We start from the raw sequence: 15381 nt of genomic DNA, 5'->3' as shown, positions 1-15381 counted from the left end.
GAGAATTACTGGCGGTTGCCCCCTTATCTTGCTACTTTTATGGATAAGTGGTAGAACTGAGCAAATGATATATAACTTAAATATGATGATAACTAAATACAAACAGGATAAGTAGTGAGCAAAAAATCAAAAGATCCCTTTTATGCACGAGAAAGTGAAAAATATAACGATCCTGTCCCAAGTCGCGAATTCATCATGGAAGTTCTTAATGAATTCGGCAAACCCATGTCGCGCAATCAATTATTTGACAAACTACACATAAGTAATGAAAACAAACAAGAATCTATGGGATTTAGGCTGAAGGCCATGTTGCGCGATGGCCAAATTATGCAGGATCGACGTGGTCGGTTTTGTCTTATGAAAAGGATTAATCTGTCACGGGGTACGGTCCAAGGACATCCAGATGGCTTTGGTTTTTTTATTCCGGATGATGGCTCGGAAGATATGTTTTTGTCCGCTAAAGAAATGCGGGCGGTAATGCATGGTGATATTGTTCTTGCCTATCAAGCGGGTGTGGACCGACGGGGAAGACCTGAAGCAAAAATTCATGAAGTAATTGAGCATGCGAATGCCTCCGTAGTAGGACGCTTTTTTAGCGATCATGGGGTAAGTTTTGTCTTGCCTGATAGCAAACATCTGACGCAGGATATTTCTATCCCACAAGAAATGGTGAATGGCGCAAAAAATGGTCAAATCGTTTTAGTTGAATTAATTTCATTTCCCAGTAAGCGAACCCAAGCCATCGGTAGAGTGATTCATGTATTGGGTGAGCATATGGCGCCAGGGATGGAAATCCAAGTTGCACTGTATGCCCACGGAATACCTTTTGAATGGCCAGAGGATGTAAGCATTGAAGTTGCAAAAATTCCCCTACATGTTACTGAGGAACAAATTAAGGGGCGAACCGATCTTCGCAGCCTTCCTTTTGTTACGATTGATGGGGAAGATGCTAAGGATTTTGATGATGCGGTTTATTGTTATAAAAAGCCTAAAGGTGGCTATCAATTGTATGTTGCAATTGCAGATGTTAGTAACTATGTAATGCAAGATTCTGCCTTGGATAAAGAGGCCGCACGCAGGGGTAATTCGGTTTACTTTCCTGGTAAAGTAATTCCTATGTTACCGGAAGCTTTATCTAATGGTGTATGTTCGTTAAATCCACATGTCGACCGGCTGTGTATGGTTGCCGAAATGTCCATTAGCAATGAGGGCAAAATTTCACGTGCACGTTTTTATCGTGCAGTGATCCATTCCCATGCCCGATTGACCTATACCCAGGTCGGTTCTTGGCTGGAGCAGGGCCACACAGACGAACAACATGTTGCTTTATGGCCAGGGTTGCAAGCCCTTTATGATTTGTACCATGTTTTATTAGCAACCCGTAAACTTCGCGGAGCAATGGATTTTGAAACCACTGAAACGCGAATTGAGTTTGATGAAAATAAAAAAATTCAATGCATCATCCCAGTGATTCGCAATGATGCTCATAAATTGATTGAAGAATGTATGTTGGCTGCAAATGTAGCGACGGCACGATTTTTGGAAAAAGCAAAAATTCCGACTCTTTATCGGGTGCATGCTGCTCCTGAAGAGGATAAAATTACGGCTCTAAGACAGTTTTTAGGTGAGTTAGGATTACAATTAAGCGGGGGTAAGAAACCCGGGCCCAAAGATTTTCAGCGCACTATGAATTCTATAGAAGGTCGACCCGATCAACATTTGATTGAAACAGTTATGCTCCGTTCTTTAAAACAAGCGCATTATGTTGAAGCGAATGAAGGGCACTTTGGTCTCGCTTATTCTGCATACACGCACTTTACTTCGCCTATCAGACGCTATCCTGATTTATTAATCCATCGTGCAATTGGTCATTTGTTAGAGAATCATCCTGTTTATGAATTCAGTTATACCCACGAAGACATGAATCGATTGGGCAAACATTCCTCTATGACGGAGCGACGAGCAGATGAAGCAACAAGAGAAGTAGTTGCTTGGTTAAAATGTGAGTACATGCAAGATAAATTAGGGCAAGTATTCAAAGGACGAATTTCTGCAGTAACTAGTTTTGGAATTTTTGTCGAACTTGATGAAATTTACGTCGAAGGTTTAGTTCATGTCACTTCATTAAAGAATGATTACTATACTTTTGACTCTGTAAAACATCGTTTGATTGGGACCCGCGGCGGACAAGTGTATCGTTTGGGGGACAAAATGACTGTTTTAGTGGCTCGCGTGGATCTGGATGAGCGTAAAATTGATTTTGAGCCGGTGGAGGAAACAGTAAGTCATGAGTGAGCAGTATGTTTATGGTGTACATGCGGTTTCTGCTTTATTAACCAATCCGCATCGAGTGACTAAGAAACTCTATATAAGTGAAGACCGGATAGATACACGATTGCAGGATATCATTGATAAAGCCACACAAGCACATGTCCCTATCGAAAAGCTAAGCACCCAAAAAATGAACCAGCGGTTTGCAGACTTTGCCCATCAAGGAGTCGTTGCAAGTGCTTCGTCATTGCCCGATTACAATGAGTCACATTTGCTTGCATTACTGGAATCTAGTAAACAACCTACTTTGATTCTTATCCTAGATGGAGTGACCGATCCCCATAATTTAGGAGCCTGTTTGCGTACTGCAGATGCAACAGGTGTTGATTTTGTGATCATTCCTAAAGATAAAAGCGCCAGTATTACTCCCGTAGTAAGCAAAGTTGCATGTGGTGCGGCGGAATCAGTTCCCTTGGTAAGGGTTACCAATTTAGTACGTAGCATGAAGCTTTTAAAAGAAAATGGAGTTTGGATTTATGGTGCAGCAGGCGAGGCAACCGGTTCTCTACACCAAATAGATTGCACTGGTGATGTTGCTATTGTGATGGGTGCTGAAGGTGAGGGGCTGCGCCGTCTAACACGTGAACATTGTGATGGTTTATTTTCTTTGCCTATGTCAGGCAGTGTAACAAGTTTAAATGTTTCTGTAGCCACTGGTGTTTCTTTATATGAAATTATAAGGCAAAGAAAAGGGAGCGGTTTCTAATGAGTGAATTAAAAATGAACGCGGCAAAAGCCGCGCTGCAATACATTGAAGACGATATGGTGGTGGGTGTTGGTACAGGCTCTACAGTGAATTTCTTTATTAAAGAGCTGGCTACTATAAAACACCGAATTGATGCCTGTGTATCAAGTTCCAAAGCCACAGAGGCTTTATTACGGAAAGAAGGTATTCCTGTGATTGATTTAAATTCGGTCCAGGATTTGCCAATTTATATTGATGGTGCCGATGAAGTGACTGAGCATGGCGAAATGATTAAGGGAGGCGGTGGAGCCCATACGCGCGAAAAAATTGTTGCCCAAGTAGCAGAAAAATTTATTTGCATCGTAGACAACTCAAAGCTTGTGAAGCATTTGGGAAACTTCCCTGTAGCCGTTGAGGTGCTTCCCATGGCAAGAAGCCTGGTTGCTCGACAATTAGTGCAATTGGGTGGAGATCCCGAATATAGAGAAGGCTTTGTTACCGATAATGGGAATATTATTCTGGATGTGTTTAATTTAACAATTAATGAACCTATGGATTTGGAAGATCGGATTAACCGGATAACTGGAGTTGTGGAAAACGGGATTTTTGCACGTCGAACAGCTGATGTGATTTTGCTTGCTTCTCCCGAGGGTATTAAGCAAGTAAAGTAGATTAAATCGAAGATTCCTGGATGTGTGGTGACTGAACAATTCTCGGATCATGCTTTGTTTCTATACCATGAGTTATGGGCCAAAAATTAAGTAATACTACTTTATAACTAAATAGGTTTTAGGCTAATGAATGAACATAAAGTTTATGTAAACCGAATTTTAAACATGAAAAAAATCAAGTTAATTGGTTTGGACATGGACCATACCTTGATTCGTTATAATTCTGAGAATTTTGAGTCGCTGGTTTATCAGCTGGTTAAAGAGCAGTTAGTAGATGTAAAGCATTATCCTGAGCAAATTAAAAAATTAAATTTCAATTATCATGATGCAATCCGTGGTTTGGTCATTGATAGAAAAAATGGCAATATTTTAAAACTCAGTCGTTATGGGGCAATTCGGCAAAGTTATCATGGCACGAAACCTATCGATTATGCAGAACAACAGAAAATTTATCGAAGTATCTATGTTGATTTGAGTGATCCAAATTACATGGCAATTGATACTTCTTTTTCCATTGCCTTTTGCGTTTTATATGGCCAGTTGGTTCATTTGAAAGATACGCTTTATCCTGAGGAAATACCCAGTTATCAAACCATAGCACAAGATGTACAATTTTGTGTGGATAAAGTTCACTCTGATGGCAGCTTAAAAACCATCATTAGCAAAAATTTACCGACCTATGTTATTAAAGAACGCGCGTTGGTTGATGGGCTTCGGCATTTCATCCATCATGGTAAAAAAATATTTATCCTGACCAACTCTGACTTTTCCTATACGAAGCTCTTACTGGAATATGCAATTAACCCTTTCTTGAAGAAGGGTGAAAGTTGGATTAATTTATTTGAATTTGTCATTACCCTAGCTAATAAACCACGATTTTTTTACGATAATCTTCGTTTTTTATCAATTCATCCAGCCGTTGGTACCATGACTAACACTGTGGGTCCAATAGTTCCAGGCGTGTACCAAGGAGGAAATGCCAAAAAATTCACCGAAGATTTACATGTCCGAGGTGATGAGATTCTTTATATTGGGGATCACATTTACGGAGATATCTTAAGATTGAAAAAAGACTGCAATTGGCGCACTGCTTTAGTGGTTGAAGAGTTGGGAGAGGAAATAGCAGCGCAAGCTCGGGCCATGCCTATAGAGAAAGAAATCAGCAAGGCAATGGACATTAAAAAAGGTTTAGAAAAACAATACGTTGAGTTGTACACTAAAATGATTGATGAAGATTCAAAACAATACAGTAATGAAATACAAGAATTACAAGCGCAAATCAGCAGAATAGATGCCCAACTCACTAAATTGTTAAAAGAACAACAAAGCTATTTTAATCCAAAATGGGAACGTATTTTTCGCGCGGGTGCTGAGGAAAGTTATTTTGCCTATCAAGTGGATCGCTTTGCGTGTATTTATATGGAAAAACTATCCGATTTATTGGAATACTCTCCTGTAACTTATTTCCGTGCGAACAGACGTCTATTAGCGCATGATATCGAAGTATAAAACTAAGGAAGATTAAGGTGTAAGGTAGCAATGACGGTATCCATTGATGTTTCACTTGTACGAAGATTGATTGATTCACAATTTCCACAATGGGCTAATTTACCCATTAAGCCTGTAGAATTTAGTGGTTGGGATAATAGAACCTTTCATCTAGGTAATGAAATGTCAGTTCGACTGCCCAGTGAGGCATTCTATGCGCTGCAAGTAGAAAAAGAGCAGCACTGGCTTCCTTATCTTGCTCCTCATTTAACATTGTCCATTCCATCACCTATAGCTAAAGGTGAGCCAGCTGAGGGTTATCTGTGGCCATGGTCCATTTATCGATGGATTGAAGGACAAACAGCCTCGATTGAATGCGTTAACGATCTGAGTTTATTTGCAACGGCTCTTGCAAAATTCTTGGTGGAATTGCAAGCAATTGATACGGCAGATGGACCACCGGCAGGCGAGCACAGTTTCTACCGTGGCGGCCCACTAATAACTTATGATGCTGAAGTTCAAAAGGCAATTAAAATTCTGGCGCAACAAACAGATACCCGAACTCTTTATTCAATCTGGTCTGAGGCCCTAGCTGAGAGCTGGCATAAAAATCCGGTTTGGGTTCATGGCGATATTGCTGTAGGTAATTTATTGATCCGAGAAGGCCGTCTTTATGCAGTAATTGATTTTGGACAATTGGCTGTTGGGGATCCTGCATGTGATTTGGTCATAGCTTGGACATTTTTAAAAAAGGCAAGCCGAGATGTGTTTCGTAAGGCACTGCAACTGGATAAAGCAACATGGGCTCGCGCTCGAGGATGGGCCTTGTGGAAAGCATTAATTGTCTGCGCGAAATTGCCGGGTACAAATCCATTGGATAGTGCAAAATCTTGGCGGGTAATTGAGGAGATAATTGCAGATTATAATAATGGCGACTAAGATATTATTGAGAATGAATTATTCAATCTATGAAGTAGGATTTTGGACTTAGACTATTTATGGATTAAATCATTAAAAGGGAAAGTCATGTTAACAATTAAACTATTAAGAAGAGTGATTTTTGCAGGTTGTTTGTTAGGTATTACTGTATTATTCAGTTCCTGCAATACAAGTCAGCCTGATCAACCCATCTCATCAAGTAATGAAAAAGGTTATGGCGGAGAAGGGGGCGGTGGCCATTAAGTTTTTTTAAATAAATGGTTTAAACTCATCATCCTACAGTCTATCTGCGGATGATGAGTGATTAAGGCAAAAAATTGTACGGAATTATTTAACCCTACTGGATTACTTTCCTTAATGTCTCCGGGCTAATATTAGCTCCACTTAAAACAACCACCACATTTTTTCCTTGATAATATTTGGCACATTTTAAAAATGAAGCCAGAGCAACGCCTGCGGCACCTTCAATTAATAAATGATGAGTATTGATGATTGTTAGGATCGCAGATTGAATTTCATTTTCAGAAACTAAAACAAAATCATCCACATAGTCGCGACATAGATCTAAAGTAATTGAATTTGGCTCAATGCCCCCGGCTGTAGCATCGGAAAGAGTTGGCAAGGTGTCCATGGAAATAATTTTTCCCGCCTTAACCGATTCGTACATAACTGGAGAATTTTCTGGCAAGCACCCTATAATTTTAGTTTTAGATGAAACTGCTTTCAGGTATCCAGCAATTCCGCCAATTAATCCGCCTCCGCCAACAGGTATAAAAACTACATCAATGGAATTGAGTTGACGCATAAGTTCTACGGCGATTGTGCCTTGACCTGCAATTACTTGCCTATTGTTATAGGGAGATACATACACCATGCCCTGTTGTTTTGCATAGTTTATGGCGTGTATCTCAGTTTCTACGCAATCGTTGCCATAGAGTTTAAGAGAAGTATTATAAAAGCCTATATTTTCTTTTTTTACGGGGGATACATGTTCGGGAACAAAAATAATTCCTGGCAGATTAAGCCTATGTAATCCGTAGGCGATTGCTGCTCCATGATTTCCTGTAGAGGCCGCGACAATACCATTTAGCTTTTCTTTTTTTAAAGACAATAAAGCATTAAATGCCCCCCGTATTTTGAATGAACCTGTATACTGTAAATTTTCACATTTTAAATGAAGATTTACCCCGGTTAATTGACTTAGTGGAACAGAGAAATCCAAGGGAGTCTCACGAATATACCCACGAATTCTATGTTCGGCGTTAAGTACTTCCGTTTTAATATTCAGCATGGGTTGTGTTCTTTCTCACTATAAATTTAAGTAATTATATATAGTGGTGCGTGAAACTTGAATTATATAAACAAGAAAATAAATTAGTTTAAAAAAATAATTTCTTAATTCTTCCTTAAGGTTTGATCTTTATACTTAATCATGAACTTATAGGGAGCCCGGATGCTATGCGTGTATTAATTATCGAAGACAACGTTTTTAATGCATTTTGCTTATCTAGACTCTTGGAGTCAGTTAGTGCTCCAATATCAATTGATGTCGTAAGTAATAGCCAAGATGCTTTGTCTTTTATAGATACTCATGCACCCGATCTGGTTATTATTGATGGTGAGTTAAATTTGATTGACGAATTCTCAACTCATGGCCCACAACTTGCAGCAGTAATATTACAAAAATATCCTCATCTTCCTCTTATCGCCTGGTCAGACTCTGAATTTATGCGTGGAGCTTTTGCTAAAGTTTTTATTCAATATAACCGGTTGGTTAATGAGTACAACACTTGGACTAAAACCGTAAATCAGACATGCATTGAAAAAACTTGGGCTTATTATTTTGATGACTCAATCGGAAAAAAACAACCAGCATTTTCACATGCACCCCATGCTAAAAGAGTGGCGGCTGTAAACTAGATAGCATCTAGATTGTTCTGACTTACTTTTTGGTGTCGTCAGCAAAGGGTTCAAATTCACGCTATAATTTATATATATTGTGTACATAACAAATAGATAAATCTATTTTTAGGGAACCGCAAATTATGGATTATGAGCTAATGCATGGGTCTTCGGATCACCAACCACAGAGAATACAGAAAACAAAAAAAATTCATGAAAAAGAAAGTGATGAGGATCTGAATTCCTTAGGGCAAAAATTGGACAAAAATAAACATCACCAAAGCAAAAAGAATGCCCCAATAAAAGAGAGCATACTTGACTTGGAGGTACAACCTATTAAGACGGAAGAAGCATTTTATGCAAAAAGCATCCTGCAAAATATTTTAGAAAGCTCGATTGAGTATTCCATTGTTGCAACTGATTTGGATGGGAAAATAATTGTATGGAATGAAGGAGCTTACCGCAATTACGGATACCATGCGACCGAGATGGTAAACAAGAAAAATATTTTAGACCTCTTTAAATCTGAAGACATTAAATCAGGAATTGCTCAGAAGTTTGTGCAAAAAACATTAGAAGAAGGAAAAGCCGATCAGGAATTTGAACGCCTTCGTAAAGATGGGTCGACTTTTATTGCCTCGGTGACCTTAACAGTACGACGGGATAATGAGGGCCACCCGATTGGTTATGTGATGATATCCAAAGATATTACTGAAGCAAAGAAAATTGAAAATCAATTGATTAAAACGAACGAAGAATTAGAACAATTTGCTTATATTGCCTCGCATGATTTGAAGGCGCCGCTGCGTGCAATCGAACGTTTAGCGACTTGGATTGAAGAAGATAATATGGATAAGTTAGATGATAAATCGAAAGAACATTTGGCATTATTACGGCAACGTACTTTGCGCCTGGCTAATTTAATTGATGGAATATTACAATACTCACGAGCTGGTCGGATCGATTTGAATCTTGAGCTGGTGAATACCGAAGAAATTTTGAAGGAAATTATTGAAAATCTTAATCAAGATGGGCGATTCGAAATACGTTATCCAAAACATCTGCCGATTTTTAAAACCGCAAGGATCCCCTTAATGCAGGTATTATCCAATTTACTCGGCAATAGCATAAAGCATCACCATCGCAAAAAAGGAAAAATTAATATTGAACTAGACACATTAGGGGCATTTTATCTGTTTACGATTCATGATGATGGTCCCGGAATACCCTCTGAGTTTTTTGATAAGATTTTTGTTGTTTTTCAAACCCTTAAATCAAGAGATGAATTGGAGTCGACGGGTGTTGGTTTGAGTATAGTAAAGAAAATTGTTGAATCCCAGGGAGGACAAGTAATGGTCCGATCTCGGGTTGGACATGGAACTTCAATGTCCTTTACCTGGCCCAAGCAAATTAAAAAACAAGATTTACACCCTCATTAAATAATGAATTACAGTACTATTCCGCTTTTTTGCTTGGAAATTCAAGCAGATTCCAATAACGATGTAATGATGAAATGACTTCCATAAAATCTGAAATTTGAAATGGTTTTACAATATAGCCAGCTGCATTCAGGTTATAAGCATCCATTTTATCTTTTTCACTATTCGAAGTAGTGAGAATAAAAACCAAAACGGATTTTAATTTTTTATTGGTTCGTAGAGTTTTCATAAACTCAATCCCATTCATTTTAGGCATATTAATGTCTAAAAGAATAATTTTGGGGGTAGGTTTTAATTTTTTTTCTCCATTTATGCCTAATAATTTATTTAGAGCCTCTATTCCATTAGTAGCTACATGAAGTGGATTGTCGATCTTATTTTTTTTAAAAGTTCTTTGCATATCTTTAATATCAATTTCATCGTCATCCACAAGCATAAAATTAATGGATTTATCTAATTGATACATAATTTTATTCCTTATAACTTGGTAATATAGATTATAGGCAATAAAGTTAAATTTTTCACATAATGCTCTTTTATTGATACTATAATTAAATTACGAATCAATATAATTAGGATAATTCACTTCAGAATCTATCTTAACAACCGTGATTTTGTGATATTTATAAAAACAGAAACGCGGCAGGAGAATGATTATGGAATCCCAAGGAAACACCGTTGATATTTTGTATATCGAGGATGATATTGTTGATGTCGAGGGTGTAAAACGTATTTTTAAAAAAGTTAAAGAGTCGTGCGCTATTGAAGTTGCTTCTAATGGTGAAGAGGCATTAAATAAATTATATGGGCGGGATGGAGAAGCAAAAATTCATCCAAAAGTTATTCTTCTGGATATTAATGTACCTAAAATGAATGGAATTGATCTGTTAAAAATAATCCGAAAAGATCCTTCCCTAGCTTTTACCGAAGTGTTTATTTTAACAAATGCTTATACAAAAGAGGATAAGCTTGCGATCAAAGACTTAAATGTAAGAGGACAAATTATTAAACCTCTTGAATACGGTGATGCATTAAATATTTATTGGGCAACGCATCATGTATAAATGAAGCGTTGCTGCTTCGTATCCTAACCTCACTGACATTGCATCACTCTAATGAGCTGCATCCCAATTAGGGCCTATACCAATAGAGACTACAAGGGGAATGGAAAGTTCTACTGTATGCTCCATTAATTCTCGAATTATCTTTTTGCTTGATTCAATCTCTTGGGCTTGTACTTCAAAGACTAACTCGTCATGGACTTGCATAATCATCTTGGCCGGTGGATTTTTTTGCTCATTTTGCCAGTGGGCAATAGATATCATGGCTTTTTTTATGATGTCTGCCGCAGTACCTTGCATCGGCGCATTAATTGCAGTTCGCTCTGCTGCCTTTTGGCGAACCATGTTGCGTGCATTAATTTCAGGTAAATACAAACGTCGACCAAACAAAGTTTCCACATAACCTTGATGATGGGCTTGCTGCCTGGTGCGATTCATATACTCCAAAACTTTAGGGTAACGTTGGAAATAAGTATCGATGTAATATTGTGCATCCTGACGTTCAACACCAATCTGTTTTGCTAGACCAAAAGCTGACATCCCATAAATTAAACCAAAATTAACGGCTTTAGCGCGACGCCGTTGCTCACTGCTCACCTCATCTAGGGGTGTTTGGAAAATTTCACTGGCTGTTGCCGTATGAATATCCCAACCCCGAGCAAATGCTTTTAACAGGTTCTCATCTTGTGATAAATGAGCCATAATTCGTAATTCAATTTGTGAGTAATCTGCTGCTAAAATGAGGCAGTTTTCAGGTGCGATAAATGCAGTACGAATTAGCCGGCCTTCTTCACTGCGAATAGGAATATTTTGTAAATTGGGTTCACTAGAAGAAAGTCGACCTGTGGCAGCGACCGCCTGATTGTACGAGGTATGAACTCGGTGCGTTTGCGGATTAATTTTTTTAGGTAGGGTATCAATATAAGTAGAAACAAGTTTTGTTAAACTACGGTACTCAAGAATTACTGCTGCAAGACGGTAGTCATACGCGAGCTCTTGCAATACAGACTCGGCTGTAGAAGGTTGGCCCGTGGGTGTTCTTGCGATCACTGGAAGCTTTTGTGAATCAAAGAGGATCTCTTGTAATTGTTTGGGCGAGTTCAGATTAAAGGGTCTACCTGCTAATTGTAATGCCTCTTGCTCTAAGGCATGGATGCGCTCTTTTAATCGATTCCCATGTTGTTCCAAAGTTATGGAATCAATAAGCACTCCAAGGCGCTCCATATCGCCAAGCACGGGAACCAAAGGCATTTCTATCTCATTGAAGACATTTTGTACCGATTCTGGGATCATAGAGAACAATTTATTGTGAAGTTGCAGGGTAATTACTGCCTCTTCTGCAGCATAAGCAGCTGCCTTAGCCACTGGAACTTGATCAAAACGCAATTGTTTGGCGCCTTTTCCTGCAACCTCTTCGTAGCCAATGGTTTTTTGTCCTAAATATTTTAAGGCCATAGACTCAACATCATGACGTCCAGAGGCACTATTGAGCACATATGATTCTAACATGGTGTCATAATACACACCTTTAAGGTTAATCCCCTGATTTTTCAATACTGCATAATCGTATTTAAGATTTTGCCCTATTTTTTTTATTTTAGGATTTTCCAAAATAGGTTTTAATGCAGTTAATACTTCCTCACGAATTAATTGAGTTGTCCCATCTAGATGGGTCAATGGAATATATACGCATCTCCCTTCTTTAAGTGCTAAAGAGATTCCAACGATTTCTGCAGCCATGATTTCGATACTGGTAGTTTCTATAGCAATGCAAAATTCTTCGGATTCCTCCAGTTGATTAAGCAACTGATTTAACTGGAGATTTGTTGTAATCAATTCGTAAGGAGTGCTAGAGATGCTTGATTTGTTCGCGGATATACTTTCCTCTTCCCCTAATAGCTCTTTCAGCCAGTTTTTGAACTCAAATTGACGGGTTAATTCAATAAGTTGTTCTTTCTTCATGGGTTTAGGCTTTAACTCCCCCCAACTTAGGGGTAAAGCAACATCGGTTTTTATAGTCACTAATTTCTTGGATAATGACAGATGGGGAATACCTTCTCGTAAATATTCTCCAATTTTGCCACCAATTTCCGTCGCATGTTGGATGAGATTATCCAGAGATTGATATTCTGTAAGCCATTTGACAGCGGTTTTTGGTCCACATTTGGTTATTCCTGGAATGTTATCGACGCTATCGCCAATTAAGGTGAGATAATCAATCATTTGCTCTGGTATTATCCCAAATTTTTCTCGGACGCCTTCGATTCCCATGATGGTATTGCTCATGGTGTTGACTAATGTAATGTGTTCATTAACAAGTTGCGCCATATCTTTATCGCTTGTCGATATGACCACAGAAATTCCTTGTTCCGTCGCCTGACGTGCCAAAGTCCCGATTACATCATCGGCCTCAACTCCCTCGATAATCAATATGGGAAGTCCCATCGCTTCCAGTATCTGGATCAATGGCTCAAATTGAGAGTTTAGCTCTTGGGGCATGGAGGGTCTATGCGCTTTATATTCGGGATACCAATCATCTCGGAATGTTTTCCCCTTGGCATCAAAGACTACAGCCAATTCTTCTGGTTGGTAGTCTTTAATGAGCTTTTTAATCATATTAGCTACCCCATAGATGGCACCTGTGGGCTGGCCTTTGGAATTAGTTAAAGGCGGCAATGCATGAAAGGCACGAAAAAAATAGGATGAACCATCAATGAGAATCAAGGGGGATGTCATAGTTACTCTGCCTCTGCTTTGGCTAATTGTTTCTTTAATGATTCAACTTGTTCGGAGAGTGCTTTAATATTTTTGCGTATTAAAGGGATGCGATTGACGCCTAACTCATGTTGAATGGCAATATCCTTAGGACGAGCTGGATTGCCTAAATAAACATTTCCTTCTTTTAAATGTTTGTTGGGTGGTACTCCGGTGCGAGCGCCTAATACAACCCCATCATCAATACGTACATGATCGCTGACCCCAACATTCGCCGCAAAAATGACGTTGTTTCCGGAAGTCGTACTTCCTGCTATGCCTGTGAAACCACATAATATGTTATGTTTACCCAATTTAACTGAATGGGCTACTTGGACCAGGTTATCAATTTTAGTTCCTTCTCCAATAACAGTCGCTCCCATTGTGGCACGGTCTATGGCGGTATTCGCACCTATCTCTACATCATCCTCAATAATGACTCGGCCAATATGAGGGACTTTCAGGTGCTTGCCATCAACAAAGGTATAACCAAAACCATCAGAGCCAATAACCGTAGAGGCATGAATAGTTACTCGGGAACCAATTTGGCAGGTGTCATAAATAGTGACATGAGAATGGATGGTAGTATGGGCACCCAGAGTCACTTCACGACCAATATGAATATGACTTTTTAAAATACAATGATCTCCAATAACACAACCGGGTTCAATTACCACATAGGGGCCTATAAATACCTCCTCTCCTAATTGTACACCCTCGCCAATTACTGCAGTGGGGTGAATTCCAGGTCTTGTTTTTTGTGGTGGATTGAAATGATGCATCAAAGTGATAAAAGCTTTGAAAGGATGTTTTACTTGTATTATTGGTTTTTGAGAAGCAGTGATGTGAGTGTTGACTAATATAGCAGCTGCTTGTGATGCCTCTGCCAATTTCACATTTTCATTACTGTCAGCAAATACTAAGCTTCCAGGTACAATCTCATCAATAGGAGACAATGAAGAGATTTTTATTGAGTCATCACCTATGACTACCCCTTGGATCTTATTTGCTATATCACGTAGTGAATAACTCATTTGTTAGCCTTTTTTTATAAAATAGCTGATTATATACCCAAGAAACGCCCATTGCTATGTTTTAAACGACTCCTTTGCTTGGTACAGAATCATTTACAGAGCGAGCCCTTATTAAGATCTTTTCATTTTTTAATTTGGAAAAGAATGGGGAACAGGTGTTTGGTTGCATTTCACCGCGACAGTGATTATGGAACGTTTTTGGATTCTCAGTAAAGCAGAGCACGCGCAGTTAAAATGTAGTGATATGAAGTATAGAAAAGTAGGTCCAAATACTGTATAAAATTAGCCTGAATGCTTAGGATTTCGTGATTAAAAATCAAAAGGATAGGTATGTTGAAAAAAATAATAGCCTCAGGGTTTTGTGCGCTGTTTACCGTAAATGTATATGCTATGGTAGATCCTTATGCTCCCGTGTTACCCCAGGTTTGGTCATCCATTATTATCGTCAGCGGAGGACCTGCATGGTCTAATCCAGGTAAAGATCAATATCTTTATCCTTTCCCCCCTCCCCAGAACAACTTATACCTTGCTGACTCGAGATCCGACTGGTTAGGATCGGGTGAATTATTTTTTGGGCTACAGCATTTTATTGGTGCAAGCAATGTGATTGCCCAATTCGGACTCGGCGTGGCTGCAGCGAGTGATGCGGGTCTTTCGGGAACAGTTTCTGTTGATGGGGTTCCGGATGTTTATACCTATAGCTATAAGGTAAGTCATGTACGTGCAGAGTTTAAAGGAAAACTCATTGCTTGCGGTTTTCAATCTATTCAGCCTTATTTAAGTGGTAGTTTTGGTGTGGGTTGGAACCATGCTCATGATTGGCTTCCTACTACAATAGATCCTGTTTTGTATCCTACCTATTGGTTTGATACCGCCAGTACCGTTGCTTTTTCCTACACCCTTGGGTTAGGCGTGCAAAAAATGTTAACTCCAAACTGGCAAGTCGGTGTAGGGGTTGAATTTGCAGATTGGGGTAAAAATTATTTAGGTGATGATGGAGCGACCTTAGATCAAGGTCCCGGTATGCCTCATTTATATACTACGGAATTATTGTTTAGTGTAGGTTATATGTTTTAG

Annotated in this window: 14 protein-coding genes; 10 read left to right on the top strand and 4 right to left on the bottom strand. The window is 39.0% G+C overall.

Features of this window, described 5'->3' with window-relative positions; translation table 11 throughout:
* Window positions 1-114 precede the first annotated feature (114 nt).
* The 6 genes from rnr (at window position 115) to ACWTE2_RS24125 (ending at window position 6357) form a co-directional block, all read left to right on the top strand.
* Complete coding sequence (rnr, locus tag ACWTE2_RS24150; protein WP_454784750.1) at window positions 115-2295, top strand: ribonuclease R; 2181 nt, start codon at window positions 115-117, stop codon at window positions 2293-2295.
* Window positions 2288-3037: a 23S rRNA (guanosine(2251)-2'-O)-methyltransferase RlmB gene (rlmB, locus tag ACWTE2_RS24145; RefSeq protein ID WP_182392029.1), complete on the top strand. Its 750-nt coding sequence runs from the start codon at window positions 2288-2290 to the stop codon at window positions 3035-3037. The genes rnr and rlmB overlap by 8 nt, the downstream gene beginning before the upstream one ends.
* A complete protein-coding gene (rpiA, locus tag ACWTE2_RS24140; RefSeq protein WP_182392028.1) occupies window positions 3037-3687 on the top strand; it encodes a ribose-5-phosphate isomerase RpiA in 651 nt (216 codons plus the stop codon). The genes rlmB and rpiA overlap by 1 nt, the downstream gene beginning before the upstream one ends.
* Before the next feature lie 126 nt (window positions 3688-3813).
* Entirely contained in the window at window positions 3814-5196 is a 1383-nt protein-coding gene (locus tag ACWTE2_RS24135; protein ID WP_454784749.1) for an HAD-IG family 5'-nucleotidase, read from the top strand.
* 30 nt (window positions 5197-5226) lie between these two features.
* Window positions 5227-6114: an aminoglycoside phosphotransferase family protein gene (locus ACWTE2_RS24130; RefSeq protein WP_454784748.1), complete on the top strand. Its 888-nt coding sequence runs from the start codon at window positions 5227-5229 to the stop codon at window positions 6112-6114.
* Between the two features lie 87 nt (window positions 6115-6201).
* Window positions 6202-6357 carry a hypothetical protein gene (locus tag ACWTE2_RS24125; protein WP_182392025.1) on the top strand — a complete coding sequence of 52 codons (156 nt, stop codon included), beginning with the start codon at window positions 6202-6204 and terminating at the stop codon, window positions 6355-6357.
* Window positions 6358-6451: 94 nt separating this feature from the next.
* Here the strand turns inward: ACWTE2_RS24125 and ACWTE2_RS24120 are convergent, their stop codons facing one another.
* Window positions 6452-7405: a threonine/serine dehydratase gene (locus ACWTE2_RS24120; RefSeq protein WP_454784747.1), complete on the bottom strand. Its 954-nt coding sequence runs from the start codon at window positions 7403-7405 to the stop codon at window positions 6452-6454.
* A gap of 167 nt (window positions 7406-7572) precedes the next feature.
* Here ACWTE2_RS24120 and ACWTE2_RS24115 point away from each other — a divergent pair, with 167 nt between their 5' ends.
* On the top strand, window positions 7573-8034 hold the full coding sequence (locus tag ACWTE2_RS24115) for a response regulator (RefSeq protein ID WP_454784746.1): 462 nt from the start codon (window positions 7573-7575) through the stop codon (window positions 8032-8034).
* A gap of 122 nt (window positions 8035-8156) precedes the next feature.
* Window positions 8157-9455 (top strand): sensor histidine kinase, encoded by a 1299-nt coding sequence (locus ACWTE2_RS24110; RefSeq protein ID WP_454785020.1) that lies wholly within the window; start codon window positions 8157-8159, stop codon window positions 9453-9455.
* A 16-nt stretch (window positions 9456-9471) separates the two neighbouring features.
* Here ACWTE2_RS24110 and ACWTE2_RS24105 read toward each other — a convergent pair whose 3' ends face one another.
* Window positions 9472-9921: a response regulator gene (locus tag ACWTE2_RS24105; protein ID WP_454784745.1), complete on the bottom strand. Its 450-nt coding sequence runs from the start codon at window positions 9919-9921 to the stop codon at window positions 9472-9474.
* Window positions 9922-10111: 190 nt separating this feature from the next.
* Here ACWTE2_RS24105 and ACWTE2_RS24100 point away from each other — a divergent pair, with 190 nt between their 5' ends.
* Entirely contained in the window at window positions 10112-10519 is a 408-nt protein-coding gene (locus tag ACWTE2_RS24100; protein WP_182392021.1) for a response regulator, read from the top strand.
* A 48-nt stretch (window positions 10520-10567) separates the two neighbouring features.
* Here the strand turns inward: ACWTE2_RS24100 and polA are convergent, their stop codons facing one another.
* Window positions 10568-13252: a DNA polymerase I gene (gene polA, locus ACWTE2_RS24095; protein ID WP_454784744.1), complete on the bottom strand. Its 2685-nt coding sequence runs from the start codon at window positions 13250-13252 to the stop codon at window positions 10568-10570.
* 2 nt (window positions 13253-13254) lie between these two features.
* Complete coding sequence (gene lpxD, locus ACWTE2_RS24090) at window positions 13255-14304, bottom strand: UDP-3-O-(3-hydroxymyristoyl)glucosamine N-acyltransferase (protein ID WP_454784743.1); 1050 nt, start codon at window positions 14302-14304, stop codon at window positions 13255-13257.
* Between the two features lie 330 nt (window positions 14305-14634).
* Here lpxD and ACWTE2_RS24085 point away from each other — a divergent pair, with 330 nt between their 5' ends.
* Window positions 14635-15381: an outer membrane protein gene (locus ACWTE2_RS24085; RefSeq protein WP_454784742.1), complete on the top strand. Its 747-nt coding sequence runs from the start codon at window positions 14635-14637 to the stop codon at window positions 15379-15381.

The organism is Legionella nigrisilvae (assembly GCF_977063395.2).
The sequence above is the reverse complement of the archived record's forward strand: the minus strand, read 5'-3'. Positions and strand labels throughout refer to the sequence as shown.